The 14,601-nt window shown below is 46.0% G+C and carries 9 protein-coding genes, 2 rRNA genes and 1 other annotated feature; of the genes, 9 read left to right on the forward strand and 2 right to left on the reverse strand.

All coding sequences use genetic code 11. From position 1 onward, the window contains the following. Positions 1 to 19 precede the first annotated feature (19 nt). Positions 20 to 835 carry a MerR family transcriptional regulator gene (locus E5260_RS03475; RefSeq protein WP_003642101.1) on the forward strand — a complete coding sequence of 272 codons (816 nt, stop codon included), beginning with the start codon at positions 20 to 22 and terminating at the stop codon, positions 833 to 835. A 95-nt stretch (positions 836 to 930) separates the two neighbouring features. Beyond that, positions 931 to 1,608 (forward strand): DUF554 domain-containing protein, encoded by a 678-nt coding sequence (locus tag E5260_RS03480; RefSeq protein ID WP_003642100.1) that lies wholly within the window; start codon positions 931 to 933, stop codon positions 1,606 to 1,608. A gap of 477 nt (positions 1,609 to 2,085) precedes the next feature. On the opposite strand, the gene E5260_RS15365 is transcribed toward E5260_RS03480, so the two are convergent. After that, the gene (locus E5260_RS15365; RefSeq protein WP_003642098.1) at positions 2,086 to 2,259 is read right to left on the reverse strand and encodes a hypothetical protein; all 174 of its coding nucleotides are present in this window, start codon (positions 2,257 to 2,259) and stop codon (positions 2,086 to 2,088) included. A gap of 306 nt (positions 2,260 to 2,565) precedes the next feature. Next, positions 2,566 to 3,069: a YueI family protein gene (locus E5260_RS03490; protein WP_003642097.1), complete on the reverse strand. Its 504-nt coding sequence runs from the start codon at positions 3,067 to 3,069 to the stop codon at positions 2,566 to 2,568. Between the two features lie 585 nt (positions 3,070 to 3,654). Between E5260_RS03490 and E5260_RS03495 the strand changes: the two genes are divergently transcribed. The 7 genes from E5260_RS03495 to E5260_RS03525 all read left to right on the forward strand — a co-directional run bounded on the left by E5260_RS03495 (position 3,655) and on the right by E5260_RS03525 (position 14,575). After that, positions 3,655 to 4,425, forward strand: coding sequence for a C39 family peptidase (locus E5260_RS03495; protein ID WP_003642096.1), 771 nt, complete (start codon positions 3,655 to 3,657; stop codon positions 4,423 to 4,425). A gap of 473 nt (positions 4,426 to 4,898) precedes the next feature. Further along, complete coding sequence (locus E5260_RS03500) at positions 4,899 to 6,197, forward strand: GH25 family lysozyme (protein ID WP_003644749.1); 1,299 nt, start codon at positions 4,899 to 4,901, stop codon at positions 6,195 to 6,197. A 99-nt stretch (positions 6,198 to 6,296) separates the two neighbouring features. Next, positions 6,297 to 6,962 (forward strand): hypothetical protein, encoded by a 666-nt coding sequence (locus E5260_RS03505; protein WP_003642094.1) that lies wholly within the window; start codon positions 6,297 to 6,299, stop codon positions 6,960 to 6,962. A 176-nt stretch (positions 6,963 to 7,138) separates the two neighbouring features. Then, positions 7,139 to 7,333: a binding site (T-box leader), on the forward strand. A gap of 53 nt (positions 7,334 to 7,386) precedes the next feature. Continuing rightward, positions 7,387 to 8,643, forward strand: coding sequence for a tyrosine--tRNA ligase (gene tyrS / locus E5260_RS03510; protein WP_003642093.1), 1,257 nt, complete (start codon positions 7,387 to 7,389; stop codon positions 8,641 to 8,643). A 134-nt stretch (positions 8,644 to 8,777) separates the two neighbouring features. Continuing rightward, positions 8,778 to 9,293 (forward strand): ECF transporter S component, encoded by a 516-nt coding sequence (locus E5260_RS03515; RefSeq protein ID WP_003642092.1) that lies wholly within the window; start codon positions 8,778 to 8,780, stop codon positions 9,291 to 9,293. 589 nt (positions 9,294 to 9,882) lie between these two features. Further along, positions 9,883 to 11,449, forward strand: a 16S ribosomal RNA gene (locus E5260_RS03520). Between the two features lie 205 nt (positions 11,450 to 11,654). Beyond that, positions 11,655 to 14,575, forward strand: a 23S ribosomal RNA gene (locus E5260_RS03525). The 16S and 23S rRNA genes sit together here, the layout of an rRNA operon. Positions 14,576 to 14,601 lie beyond the last annotated feature (26 nt).

Below are 14,601 nucleotides of genomic sequence, written 5' to 3' on the forward strand. Positions count from 1 at the left end.
AGGGGAGGATGGCGATCGGATGACAACTGATTTTTCGATTGGGCAACTCGCACAGTTATTTGATATCCCAGTGGCGACTTTACGCTATTATGACGAGATTGGGTTATTGACGCCGGCACGAGTCAATCCGCATAGTCACTACCGATATTATGGGACGCCTCAGTTCGAACGGTTGAGTACCATTAAATATTTGCGAGCACTCGGCTTACCATTGGCTACGATTGCCGATTTTTTTGCGGCCCGTGAACTGTCCAAGCTGACGAGTATGTTAACGACCCAACAGCAGCAGGTTGAGGCGCAATTGCGATTATTAACGGCGGTACAACAACGGATCAATACACGCTTGGCCCAGATTAAAACGGCCCAAAGTGCCAATTTTGATGTGACTGAATGCGTGACGTTACCTGAAAGAGCGATGGTGGCTTTACGTCAGCCTTATCGCCCTCAAGATGATATTGAACTTGTTATTGCTAAGCTACGCGCACAGACCGGCGCGACGAACGAAATCTTTCTCGGCAAGGTTGCGCTGATGCTCGACCAGCAAGCCATCCAAGCCGGACATTTTGACCGCTATGCGGGAATTTGTTTATTATTTGAACCGGGTGATACGGTGCCACCCCATCAAGAACACTTGGCGGCTGGTAGCTATGCGCAGCGGATTTTTCACGGCACTCATTTGGATGCCCCGATGCAGTATCGACAATTGTTAGCGGATTGTCGTGCTCGCGGCTGGCACGTGGCGGGAACAGCTATTGAGACAGCACTGATTGATTATGGGATTACAGATCAGGTTGCACAGTCGGTGACGCAGATACAATTACCAATCAAGACTTGACCCTCAAGTAACTTTAGACTTTATACTAAATGATAATTAATTATTTTAAATTGAAATAAGCGCTAGAGATTAAGCTATTGATTAGGAGTGGCGATATGATTGGAACGATTTTTAATACGAGCATGATTTTAGCTGGTTGCTTGGTCGGCAGTATCTTTAAAAAAGGAATCAAGCCAGCTTACCATGCGATATTATTACAAGCGTTAGGGCTAGCGGCTTGTGTCATCGGCATTAATGCGGTCGTGCAACGGATGCCGCAGAGTAAGTACCCGGTGCTTTTTATTGTGAGCTTGGCGATTGGTGGATTAATTGGTCAAGCTTTGGATATTCAAGGGCATTTTGACCGCTGGGTGGGCCGTTTGGCGGGTGGCAACTTAGCGGAAGGCCTAGCGACTGCGGTGTTACTGTACTGTATTGGATCGTTATCGATTTTGGGGCCGATTGAGGCAGCCTTAAAGCATGATTACACCTTTTTGTTTACGAATGGCATGTTAGATGGCATCACGTCGATCGTATTAGCATCCACTTTCGGATTTGGCATCGCGATTGCGGCGGGCGTCTTGTTTTGTTGGCAGGGGAGCCTGTATGTTTTAGCATTAATTTTGAAAGGTGCGTTGAGTGCAGCGTTACTGAATGAAATTACCATTGTTGGTGGTATCTTGATTCTAGCATCCGGCTTAGGTATGTTGAAAATCAAGCAATTCAGTACGTTGAACCTATTACCAGCCTTGCTAGTGCCACCAATCGTAATTAGCGTGATGCAATTATTTTAACTAGTGGGCCAATGGTGAAGTCAATTGAGTCTTTTGATTGATAAAGTAAAAGCCACCAATTTAGGACAATCAGTGAAAGCTGATCATTTTAAGTTGGTGGCTTTGTGTATAATGCATCGATTTGAGAGATTGGCATTAAATATGGTTAAAACGGACTGTTTTTTAAATCAAAAGCAACCAGCTTAGGCCCGCTGGAAAAAAGTCGAGTAAGCGTAAAATTGCTTAGTTGGCGCGTCCTACACCGACTTCCAGGCATTTCGGCCAATTGCTGGAACGCGGTGGACACAGATTTAAGCCGCAAACCACGTCTTAAATACTGGTCTTCCACTAACCAAGCCAAGGACGCTTGCTAAGTGGAATTTCACCGCTGAGCATTGGCCGAAATGCCTTCCAGTCGGGATAGTGTTCGAATGGCGGACAAAGATGTACCTAAGCTTTTGATGAATTCGTCGTTGCTTTTCATAAACGATAATTTTGTTAATCAACTGTCAGACTGAAAGTGATATTGAGATAGCTCACTAATCCTGAATTGGTGTAGTAAGATGTAATCTCTCGACAAAGTGCTAATGCACCTAACACTTTGTTTGAAGTTCCAGTATCAAAATAGCCAACGATAGATTGTGCTAAGTTCGGTGGTCGTTCATCAGCCATTCGAGCGGCTTCAACCCGTGGCCCCTCACAGGCTTGAGACTGGAGGGGCTGGGTGACAATGCTCAGTAGCCAAATTATTCTTAGCTGGAAGTGGGTTGCTTCCGGCTTAGAATAAGACTCGTATTTGAGATGACGCGGGTTGGGCGTTAGCTCAAATCGACGTCGGCTGCGTTCCAGCAATTGTCACCCAGCCCCGGAGGTCGGCATAGGACGCGCACCGGCTGACGGAAAATAATGCAGTTAAACAGTTTGTTTTAACCATAATTCATGTCAACACGCACAATAGATGTCAAAGTAAGACACTGGTTAGATTAAGTGGTGTTTGATGCTGAAGAGTTGACGATTGCGTTCCAGATGACGGTGAATGTGATCGATGAGGACGTCGTGCGACCAATCGGTAGTTGTGTTAAGTGGCGGAACGGGAAAACGTTCATCGATATCGATTGTCGGTGGCGTGATGGCACAGTTGGCGACTAGGGCGATGGCGAGGCTCGTAGGTGTGTGCTGGTACATGAGGTCATTTCGAATCGCAAACCTGATGTGCTGCTGGTTGGCTAGTTTAACGTAGCGATTCAGGATGTCTTCATCTAGCAAGCCATGTAGGAGTAGCTGGTAATCAGGATGGGCCGCCATTTCACTTTTTAGTTCGGTTGAGTAGTCACGCATGAGTGCTTGGGTGAAAGTAATGCCCACATCGATTCGTTCGTGAAACGTGCCAAGGTTACGGTGTTGTTCATCCGGATGTAGTACGGGGGCCCCGAATATTGCGGATTGTAAGTGTTTATCCATTTGGTCTTCAGAATTAGCCATGCCAGTCAGGTCCTTTCACAATTAACCATAAAATTTAACTGCTTTTACTACTATTGTAATAAAGAAAGCGCTTTAATCAACATAAAATTTTCTAAAGCTGATCAGAAGTTAAAACTTTGGATGCCACTAGGCTTGAAACGGATGACAGATAATCTAAGGACGCAACGGATTTGCCGGGGCCAATTTAATGCTGTTTTGAAAACAAGGACTCAGTGCTTCATAAAATAACGAAGGTGCCCAGAATTAGGAAAATTGACTTCATCGGCAAATAACGAATATTCAAGGCCATTTTGGGAAAAGCCAGCCTCGGCCAGATAATCTCAATTATAATCTAAGTAACGGTCAGGGCTAATTCAACAAATTGATAATAAGGTTACTAATATATCAATAAACTGATTAAAGCAGTGTGCTGCTTAATGATTAACCAGGCTAACCTTAATCCTTGTCAGCATTGACTTACGGCTGATTATACAAGCCTTTTTTTTAAGATTGTAAAGGTGTATTATTGATTCGTCCATGGTATGATACTACATAGTATGTTAGGAAAGTAGTCAATCAAATTAAAAGAGAAACGGATGGTAACAAATGCCAAGACATTTACGGAAACGGCGCCGGTCCTGGACGCTGATCATAATTGCCATGGTGCTTTTGGGGGTCATTGGATTTACAAGCACACAAGTTTCTGACTGGATTGATGCATCGTTTACAACTAAACAAACGGATGCAGCTAAGTCTAGTTCCCAAACGAAGCCCAAGTCGGTCAATCAGGTCAAGTTGGACGTCCCGCTAGTGAATCAAATGACAACACCACGTTTATACAATGGTTGTGAAGTCACATCGTTAACGATGTTGATGAATTACGCGCATATCAATGTCACTAAAAATGAATTAGCGGCAAAGATTACGAGTGTGCCACTCACTTATAGTGACGGCGAACATGGGAATCCAGAGTATGGGTTTGTTGGGGATATTACTGGTAACGATCCTGGGTTAGGTGTCTATCATAAGCCAATCTATAAATTGGCGAAAACTGAGACTAGTCAGGTGAAGGACTTAACGGGGGCAAACTTTGATACTGTGATTGAACAGTTAGAACAAGGACGGCCCGTTTGGACAATTACGACGGCTTCGTTTGCACCGGTCAGCACGATGCAAACTTGGCAGACACCACAGGGCTCCGTTAAAGTGACTTATGATATGCACAGCGTGGTCATTGTTGGCTTTAACCGGACTAAAAAGTTGATTTATATTAACAATCCGTACGGAGAAAAACAGCAGGCAGTCAGCTGGAAGAATTTTGAGGCTGCTTATAATCAGATGGGCAAGCAAGCCATTGTTCTGACGTTACCACATTAGTTAGTTAACAACATGCTATTGTGAACCAATTAGTTTAAGCAACTAATCTTGGTCAAGATGAGCCAAAATCTTGATGAGGGTTAGTTGTTTTTTTGTGGCGGTATTTTCGAATGAAACGGTTGTAATATCCCGTGGTATGGGTAGTTCGGGCACCGGAAAGCGGGTGAGAAACTGCTAACAATATCATGATTGTAACCAAACTGTAATTCAAATATCAGCCTTTCCAGAGTTGTTCATAATATTAACCATAAAGGGGCGACGCTTTGTTAACAAGCTGTAACTGAATTGAAATCGAATTGACGCCCCAGCCCATTAAAAATGGCCTATTATTGGTAGTATAAGAATGTTAAAGTTATGGGTATGTCATAAACTGTCCTTGATAGTTTAGTTGTTGGTGATTGTGGGAATCACCAACAACTTATGATGATAATTTTTTTAATTGCGGAGCACAGTATGGGGAGAGGGACCGCATGATGGGGATTAAAAGGCTCAGTTGGTTAGTTGGAACGGCGGTGGTCGCCACACTTGGCAGGCAAATTACGGTTCAAGCACAGGGACACGCGGTGGTCGATATTTCCGAGTGGCAAGGACAGCTCAGCCCAAGTCAGGTGCAGGCGATGAAGTCGCAAGTGCTATTTGTGATCAATCGTCGTCAGTATGGTTTAAATTATGTTGACCGGGACGCAGCGAATAATACGGCATTATATGTTCGTTATGGGATTCCATTTGGTGAGTATGATTTTTCGCAATTTACGGATGCCGCTAGCGCGCGCCGTGAAGCCCAAGCGTTTTATGCGCGCTCCAATAAAGCTGCGCGTTTTTATGCTTTGGATTTTGAAGTTAATACGGTACGTTCAGGATCAACTAATGCGGCAGTTGCGGCTTGGTATTGTGAAATGCGCGCATTGACTAACAAAAAACTGATCTTCTATTCGTATGCTTCGTTCGCACTGACGTATGCCAACCAAGCGCGGCAACGGTTTGATGCCCAGTGGATTGGTGCGCTAACGCCTAACCCACCAATCATTTCGGCGGCATTATGGCAGTATACCAATCGCTATCATTTAGCTGGGCTAGCGGCACCGGTTGATAATAGTCGGGTCATTACTAGTGTTCATCCCGTTTCGTGGTGGTTGGGGACGACCCGTGGCACACCCGGTGTTGCGATTAAAGCTCAACCAAGACTGAAAGTTGTGCACGATCGCCATTTGACTATGCCGGCCCACAATCAACAGCATGGACGGGCGGGCCAAGCAGTTGTCGCCATTAAGAGGCCAGCAGTTCAGCCAGCTGTGAAGACTCGGCCGGTGCAGCAGAAAGTGGTAAGCAATAAGTCGCGTTCGCAGACCGTGGCGCGCGTCAAACGGCGGTCATTGCAAACGATCAGTGTTAACAGCCATCATGGCAAAATAACTCAGCATCGCGCCATTCGACGCCGAGCGACTCAGCCCAAAGTGATAAAACTTAAAGCGACGCGACGTACAGGAACACAGTTTAAACTGAATACGTCCAAAGCAACTAAACTTCGGCGGCCCGGTAAGAGTATTCGAACAAAACCGGTGACTCGTTCAAAAGGGCGAACGCGGCAGCGACTTACGCGACGTCAACCGTCACTGAGGCAGCGAGTAACGAAAAACAGGCAATCCCGCCGCCGCGCACTACGAGTAACGGTGCAGCGGCGAGGGTCGACGATTCGTCGTGCACCACGTCGGCAACGAACACAAATACGTCCCGTACATAACACTTCTCGGGACAAGCGAGGACTTAGCTGATTGCATGGCTGTCGCTCAGTTCTCATTATCATGGTAGAAAAGGTAATTATGGTTAAGTAAAATCGGTCATTTGTTGTAGAAATTAGGAGGATATTTTTCATGAACTTTAAGCGCAAAATTCAATTAGGAATCGCCACTGCAACTGGGATGTTGGTGGTCGGAATTGTTGCCGTACCTTCAGTAACGAATGTATTACACGCGGCTTCAGACAGTGTTAGTTTGGTTAGTCAGACGGCAGCGCCTACGACCGTCAAGGCAACCAATCAAACAGTCAAGGCCATCAGTGCAAGTGGGACCAAGGGAAACTACCGGGTGAAGTACGCCAAAGCTGGGACTAGTTCGACGACTGCGACGTATCAACAGACGAACTACAATACGAAAAGTGATGCCAGCAGCCAAGTCGATTACTTAGCGAATACGCAGGGTCAGCGTACGACACTTAATTCAGGTACAGCGGCAACGGTTCAAGGGACGATGGGCAAAGTGTATGTTCATTGGAACACGGGTAGTTGGTCAGTGACAACGATTGCCAATACACAGGACGTTGCTGGTAATCCAACCAAGTTTGCTAATCAGGTCAATAATCAGATTCAAAAGCAAGATTTGACGAGTAAAAATGTCACGAGTGGTGCCGTTACCGTGTACGATACCCCACAAAACGGACAGGCAAACTCAGTTCAATGGCAAAATGGCAAACAGGTTGCTAAGGTTCAAGGCCAGCAAGCCAATACCGTTGTCAAAATTGCGGCGGATGCTAAAGATTAAGTTTTTACCTGGGAGCTCAATAAATGAGTGCCAGTAGTCTGGTTATATCACTGTGTCGACGTCAACCGCATTCACAAGCCAGACACTATGGTTAGATTAGTGGGTTTAATGCGATGTTTTGACCGAAAATAGGATTGACTTTTGGCAGTGGAGTGCTTATGATGTTAGGTAATAATTAAAAAGTAGTGATCGTTAATTAGTAGTCGTTGACCCAACAGTCTAGCGACTCGGTGGGTGGTGCGAACCGAGCTGTGGTCAAAGATGAATTACATAACGTGAACTGCCATTGGCCGGATGATATCCGTTACTAATCAATGAGCGATCACATTTGGTGATAACTTGGGTGGTAACGCGGAAAACTCGTCCCTGTTTTGATGACAGGGGCGAGTTTTTTTGTCCAGCGACAATAACGAGGAGGACTAACATGAACATTATCGATGATTTAAAATGGCGTGGTGCCATTAACCAACAAACGGATGAGGCCGGGTTAAAGGAACTTACCGAAAACCAATCAGTCTCACTATACTGTGGGATTGATCCAACCGGGGATAGTATGCATATTGGGCATTTGATTCCTTTCATGATTCTCAAACGATTCCAATTGGCTGGTCATCATCCCTACGTTGTAGTTGGTGGTGGGACGGGTGCTATCGGTGATCCATCTGGTAAGAACTCAGAACGTAAGTTACAGACCATGGATCAAGTGAAGCATAATCAGGATGGCTTAAGTGCTCAGATGTACAAGTTGTTTGGTCATGACGAAAACTTTTCGATTGTGAATAACTACGATTGGTTATCAAAAATTTCATTACTAGATTTCTTACGCGATTATGGTAAGTTGTTCAGTGTGAACACGATGCTGAACAAGGAAGTTGTTGCAAGCCGGTTGGAAGTGGGCATTTCATACACTGAATTCACATACCAAATCTTACAATCAGTTGACTTCTTACACTTGTACCGTGCTGAACATGTGCAACTCCAGATTGGTGGGGCTGATCAGTGGGGCAATATCACCGCGGGGACCGATTTGATCCACCGCTTAGAAGGCAATGACGCTAAGGCTTACGGATTAACAATTCCATTATTGTTGAAGGCGGATGGGACTAAGTTTGGTAAGACTGCTGGTGGGGCCGTATGGTTAAACCCTGAACGGACATCACCGTATGAATTCTATCAATTCTGGATCAACCAGGATGATCGAGACGTCGTCAAATACCTCAAGTACTTCACGTTCTTAAGTCATGAAGAAATCGATCGATTGGCCGAAACGGTGAAGACTGCACCTGAAAAACGGGAAGCACAACGGCGCTTAGCTGAAGAAGTCACGGAATTTGTTCATGGCAAGCAGGCGGTAGTTGAAGCTGAAAATATTACTAAGGCGTTGTTTACTGGTGATGTTCAAAGTTTAACGGCGGACGAAATTGAACAAGGTTTCAAGGGTGTGCCATCAGCAGACGTCTCAGCTGAAAAGCAAAACATTGTCTTGTGGCTGGTTGATGCTACGAAATTCGAACCTTCTCGGCGTCAAGCACGTGAAGATATTAAAAACGGTGCGATTCGAATCAATGGTGAAAAGGTGACGGATGTCGAGGCCGAGATTGATCCGTCCGCAGCCTTTAATGGTAAATTTGTCATTGTACGTCGTGGTAAGAAACGTTACTTCTTGGCACATGTTAAGTAAGTTAATTTAGCAGGTGGACTGGACCCGTTGTGGCCCAGTCTTTTTATTATTATTACAAGTAAGAACTGGTGTAAAATTTATTTAGGTCACATTAATAATGTGTGATCATTGCCAGATGAAAATCAATTGAGGAGATGAAAGTTTTGGTGGGGGTTAAATTTAATACACGGACGATTGCAATCCTGGGGATGTTGATCGCACTTAATGTTGTTATTTCTATCTTTTTCCATATCCCAATCCCGATGACACACGGTTATATTAACTTATGTGATGCGGGAATCTTTATTGCAGCACTGATTTTTGGCTGGCGTGGTGGGGTCATTGTTGGCGGTGCTAGCGGACTATTACTAGATTTATTGCTAGGGTATCCACAGTATATGTTTTTCTCACTACTCGTTCATGGTTTAGAGGGCGGAATAGCAGGATATCTTGGTGCTAGCAAATCACATGGTCGACAGATTGCAGCGATAATTACTGCGGTAGTGGTGATGGTGGTCGGATACTTTTTGTCAGATTCGCTGTTGTATACGATGGCAACTGGATTGGTTGGTGTACCGACTAATTTAGTTCAAGCTGTGGTTGGTGGTATCTTGGCATTCCCAATTGTTGCGGGAATTCGACCAATCGTTAAACGTCATTTGAATTTTTAAAATTAGATGTGCTGGCTTAAGATAAGCGTTCGTCGTGCTTTTACGGGCGCTTTTTTGCTGTCTAAAGGGAATCCTTAAATTGGAAAACATAGTGCCATCTCACAATGATGTTAATCGATGACATATAATGTAGTAATTGTGTAATTGACGACAGTTTTGTGCCGTTCTTTTCATAAAAGTGAAAAAACATTGGATTAATTGTTGACAGTTTCATAACTGGCTTATTAGTAAACGTTGCTGCTACGGCAGATGCATCTCACCACCAAATAATTATTGAAATTAGTTGTTGACAATTTCTTCAGTAATTGGTAAGATAGTTTCTGTTGTCGCAACGGCAACTATGACAAATTAATCAAGTTACTTCTTAAAAAAAAAGTTGTTGACAAGATATTGATTAAGATGTTATGATGATTAAGTTGTGTTAAGCGATTAACACACGGAATTAGATCTTTGAAAACTGAACAAAGTTTCGACGAATCAAATGTGTAGGGTCTCTTGATTTTGAATCAAGAGCAAAACATTTGCGAAGTCAATTCGCTAGCAAATAAATTTTAGTACAACATTAAATGAGCTTTTTAGAACTCATCATTAATTTGAGAGTTTGATCCTGGCTCAGGACGAACGCTGGCGGCGTGCCTAATACATGCAAGTCGAACGAACTCTGGTATTGATTGGTGCTTGCATCATGATTTACATTTGAGTGAGTGGCGAACTGGTGAGTAACACGTGGGAAACCTGCCCAGAAGCGGGGGATAACACCTGGAAACAGATGCTAATACCGCATAACAACTTGGACCGCATGGTCCGAGCTTGAAAGATGGCTTCGGCTATCACTTTTGGATGGTCCCGCGGCGTATTAGCTAGATGGTGGGGTAACGGCTCACCATGGCAATGATACGTAGCCGACCTGAGAGGGTAATCGGCCACATTGGGACTGAGACACGGCCCAAACTCCTACGGGAGGCAGCAGTAGGGAATCTTCCACAATGGACGAAAGTCTGATGGAGCAACGCCGCGTGAGTGAAGAAGGGTTTCGGCTCGTAAAACTCTGTTGTTAAAGAAGAACATATCTGAGAGTAACTGTTCAGGTATTGACGGTATTTAACCAGAAAGCCACGGCTAACTACGTGCCAGCAGCCGCGGTAATACGTAGGTGGCAAGCGTTGTCCGGATTTATTGGGCGTAAAGCGAGCGCAGGCGGTTTTTTAAGTCTGATGTGAAAGCCTTCGGCTCAACCGAAGAAGTGCATCGGAAACTGGGAAACTTGAGTGCAGAAGAGGACAGTGGAACTCCATGTGTAGCGGTGAAATGCGTAGATATATGGAAGAACACCAGTGGCGAAGGCGGCTGTCTGGTCTGTAACTGACGCTGAGGCTCGAAAGTATGGGTAGCAAACAGGATTAGATACCCTGGTAGTCCATACCGTAAACGATGAATGCTAAGTGTTGGAGGGTTTCCGCCCTTCAGTGCTGCAGCTAACGCATTAAGCATTCCGCCTGGGGAGTACGGCCGCAAGGCTGAAACTCAAAGGAATTGACGGGGGCCCGCACAAGCGGTGGAGCATGTGGTTTAATTCGAAGCTACGCGAAGAACCTTACCAGGTCTTGACATACTATGCAAATCTAAGAGATTAGACGTTCCCTTCGGGGACATGGATACAGGTGGTGCATGGTTGTCGTCAGCTCGTGTCGTGAGATGTTGGGTTAAGTCCCGCAACGAGCGCAACCCTTATTATCAGTTGCCAGCATTAAGTTGGGCACTCTGGTGAGACTGCCGGTGACAAACCGGAGGAAGGTGGGGATGACGTCAAATCATCATGCCCCTTATGACCTGGGCTACACACGTGCTACAATGGATGGTACAACGAGTTGCGAACTCGCGAGAGTAAGCTAATCTCTTAAAGCCATTCTCAGTTCGGATTGTAGGCTGCAACTCGCCTACATGAAGTCGGAATCGCTAGTAATCGCGGATCAGCATGCCGCGGTGAATACGTTCCCGGGCCTTGTACACACCGCCCGTCACACCATGAGAGTTTGTAACACCCAAAGTCGGTGGGGTAACCTTTTAGGAACCAGCCGCCTAAGGTGGGACAGATGATTAGGGTGAAGTCGTAACAAGGTAGCCGTAGGAGAACCTGCGGCTGGATCACCTCCTTTCTAAGGAATATTACGGAAACCTACACATTCTTCGAAACTTTGTTTAGTTTTGAGAGATTTAACTCTCAAAACTTGTTCTTTGAAAACTAGATAATATCAAATATATTTTTTCATAATGAAACCGAGAACACCGCGTTTTTTGAGTTTTTTATTGAAGTTTAATTATCGCTAAACTCATTAATCGCATTTACCGTTAGGTAAATGAGGTTAAGTTAACAAGGGCGCATGGTGAATGCCTTGGCACTAGGAGCCGATGAAGGACGGGACTAACACCGATATGCTTCGGGGAGCTGTACGTAAGCTATGATCCGGAGATTTCCGAATGGGGCAACCCAGCAGTTTTAATCAACTGTTACCACTAGATGAATTCATAGTCTAGTTGGAGGTAAACGCTGTGAACTGAAACATCTCATTAGCAGCAGGAATATAAAGAAATTTCGATTCCCTAAGTAGCGGCGAGCGAACGGGGAACAGCCCAAACCAAAGTGCTTGCACTTTGGGGTTGTAGGACTGAACATTTGAGTTACCAAAGAACTTGATAGTCGAAGGATTTGGGAAAATCCGCCATAGATGGTGATAGCCCAGTAGATTAAATCAAATTCTCTCAGTTCAGGATCCTGAGTACGGCGGAACACGTGAAATTCCGTCGGAATCCGGGAGGACCATCTCCCAAGGCTAAATACTACCTAGTGACCGATAGTGAACCAGTACCGTGAGGGAAAGGTGAAAAGCACCCCGGGAGGGGAGTGAAATAGTTCCTGAAACCATGTGCCTACAATAAGTCAGAGCGCGTTAATGCGTGATGGCGTGCCTTTTGTAGAATGAACCGGCGAGTTATGATCCCGTGCAAGGTTAAGACTAAAAAGTCGGAGCCGTAGCGAAAGCGAGTCTGAAATGGGCGTTTTGAGTACGAGGTTATAGACCCGAAACCAGGTGACCTATCCATGTCCAGGTTGAAGGTGCGGTAAAACGCACTGGAGGACCGAACCCGTGTAAGTTGAAAATTGCTGGGATGAGGTGTGGATAGCGGTGAAATTCCAAACGAACTTGGAGATAGCTGGTTCTCTCCGAAATAGCTTTAGGGCTAGCCTCGGAATTAGGATCATGGAGGTAGAGCACTATTTGGACTAGGGGCCCGTCTTGGGTTACTGAATTCAGATAAACTCCGAATGCCATTGATTCATATCCGGGAGTCAGACGATGAGTGATAAGATCCACCGTCGAAAGGGGAACAGCCCAGACCATCAGTTAAGGTCCCTAAATGTATGCTAAGTGGAAAAGGATGTGGAGTTGCATAGACAACTAGGATGTTGGCTCAGAAGCAGCCACCATTTAAAGAGTGCGTAATAGCTCACTAGTCGAGTGATCCTGCGCCGAAAATGTACCGGGGCTAAGCATACTACCGAAACCATGGATGCGACCATTAGGTCGCGTGATAGGAGAGCGTTCTAAGGGCGGTGAAGCAAGATCGTGAGGACTTGTGGAGCGCTTAGAAGTGAGAATGCCGGTATGAGTAGCGAAAGATAGGTGAGAATCCTATCCACCGAATGACTAAGGTTTCCTGGGGAAGGCTCGTCCTCCCAGGGTTAGTCGGGACCTAAGTCGAGGCCGAGAGGCGTAGACGATGGATAACAGGTTGAGATTCCTGTACTAGTTAAGTGCGTTTGAGCAATGGAGGGACGCAGGAGGCTAAGATGTGCATTCTGTTGGATTAGAATGTCCAAGCAGTAAGTCTGGTGAAGAGTCAAATGCTTTTCACTTTAAGGACAAGCTGTGATGGGGAGCGAAATTTAGTAGCGAAGCGTCTGATGTCACACTGCCGAGAAAAGCTTCTAGTGAGTACTTAACTACCCGTACCGCAAACCGACACAGGTAGTCGAGGAGAGAATCCTAAGGTGAGCGAGTGAACTCTCGTTAAGGAACTCGGCAAAATGACCCCGTAACTTCGGGAGAAGGGGTGCTGATCGCAAGATCAGCCGCAGTGAATAGGCCCAGGCGACTGTTTATCAAAAACACAGGTCTCTGCAAAATCGTAAGATGACGTATAGGGGCTGACGCCTGCCCGGTGCTGGAAGGTTAAAAGGATGGGTTAGCTTCGGCGAAGCTCAGAATTGAAGCCCCAGTAAACGGCGGCCGTAACTATAACGGTCCTAAGGTAGCGAAATTCCTTGTCGGGTAAGTTCCGACCCGCACGAAAGGCGTAACGATCTGGGCACTGTCTCAACGAGAGACTCGGTGAAATTATATTGTCCGTGAAGATGCGGACTACCCGCGACAGGACGGAAAGACCCCATGGAGCTTTACTGTAGCTTGATATTGAGTGTTTGTACAGCTTGTACAGGATAGGTAGGAGCCATAGAAACCGGAACGCTAGTTTCGGTGGAGGCGTTGGTGGGATACTACCCTCGCTGTATGACCACTCTAACCCGCACCACTAATCGTGGTGGGAGACAGTGTCAGGTGGGCAGTTTGACTGGGGCGGTCGCCTCCTAAAAAGTAACGGAGGCGCCCAAAGGTTCCCTCAGAATGGTTGGAAATCATTCGCAGAGTGTAAAGGCACAAGGGAGCTTGACTGCGAGACAGACAGGTCGAGCAGGGACGAAAGTCGGGCTTAGTGATCCGGTGGTACCGTATGGAAGGGCCATCGCTCAACGGATAAAAGCTACCCTGGGGATAACAGGCTTATCTCCCCCAAGAGTCCACATCGACGGGGAGGTTTGGCACCTCGATGTCGGCTCATCGCATCCTGGGGCTGTAGTCGGTCCCAAGGGTTGGGCTGTTCGCCCATTAAAGCGGTACGCGAGCTGGGTTCAGAACGTCGTGAGACAGTTCGGTCCCTATCCGTCGCGGGCGTAGGAAATTTGAGAGGACCTGTCCTTAGTACGAGAGGACCGGGATGGACATACCTCTGGTGTACCAGTTGTGCCGCCAGGCGCATCGCTGGGTAGCTACGTATGGATGTGATAAACGCTGAAAGCATCTAAGTGTGAAACACACCTCGAGATGAGATTTCCCATTCCTTTATGGAAGTAAGACCCCTGAAAGATGATCAGGTAGATAGGTTAGAAGTGGCAGTGCGGTGACGCATGAAGCGGACTAATACTAATCGGTCGAGGACTTAACCAAGTAATTGGTGTTCCGGTTCATATGAA

The organism is Lactiplantibacillus plantarum (assembly GCF_014131735.1).
Lineage (GTDB): Bacteria > Bacillota > Bacilli > Lactobacillales > Lactobacillaceae > Lactiplantibacillus > Lactiplantibacillus plantarum.

Coding starts and splice junctions, on each gene's coding strand:
- E5260_RS03475 (WP_003642101.1), top strand. CDS start 20: ATGACAACTGATTTTTCGATTGGGCAACTCGCACAGTTATTTGATATC.
- E5260_RS03480 (WP_003642100.1), top strand. CDS start 931: ATGATTGGAACGATTTTTAATACGAGCATGATTTTAGCTGGTTGCTTG.
- E5260_RS15365 (WP_003642098.1), bottom strand. CDS start 2,259: ATGGCTGATGAACGACCACCGAACTTAGCACAATCTATCGTTGGCTAT.
- E5260_RS03490 (WP_003642097.1), bottom strand. CDS start 3,069: ATGGCTAATTCTGAAGACCAAATGGATAAACACTTACAATCCGCAATA.
- E5260_RS03495 (WP_003642096.1), top strand. CDS start 3,655: ATGCCAAGACATTTACGGAAACGGCGCCGGTCCTGGACGCTGATCATA.
- E5260_RS03500 (WP_003644749.1), top strand. CDS start 4,899: ATGGGGATTAAAAGGCTCAGTTGGTTAGTTGGAACGGCGGTGGTCGCC.
- E5260_RS03505 (WP_003642094.1), top strand. CDS start 6,297: ATGAACTTTAAGCGCAAAATTCAATTAGGAATCGCCACTGCAACTGGG.
- tyrS (WP_003642093.1), top strand. CDS start 7,387: ATGAACATTATCGATGATTTAAAATGGCGTGGTGCCATTAACCAACAA.
- E5260_RS03515 (WP_003642092.1), top strand. CDS start 8,778: ATGAAAGTTTTGGTGGGGGTTAAATTTAATACACGGACGATTGCAATC.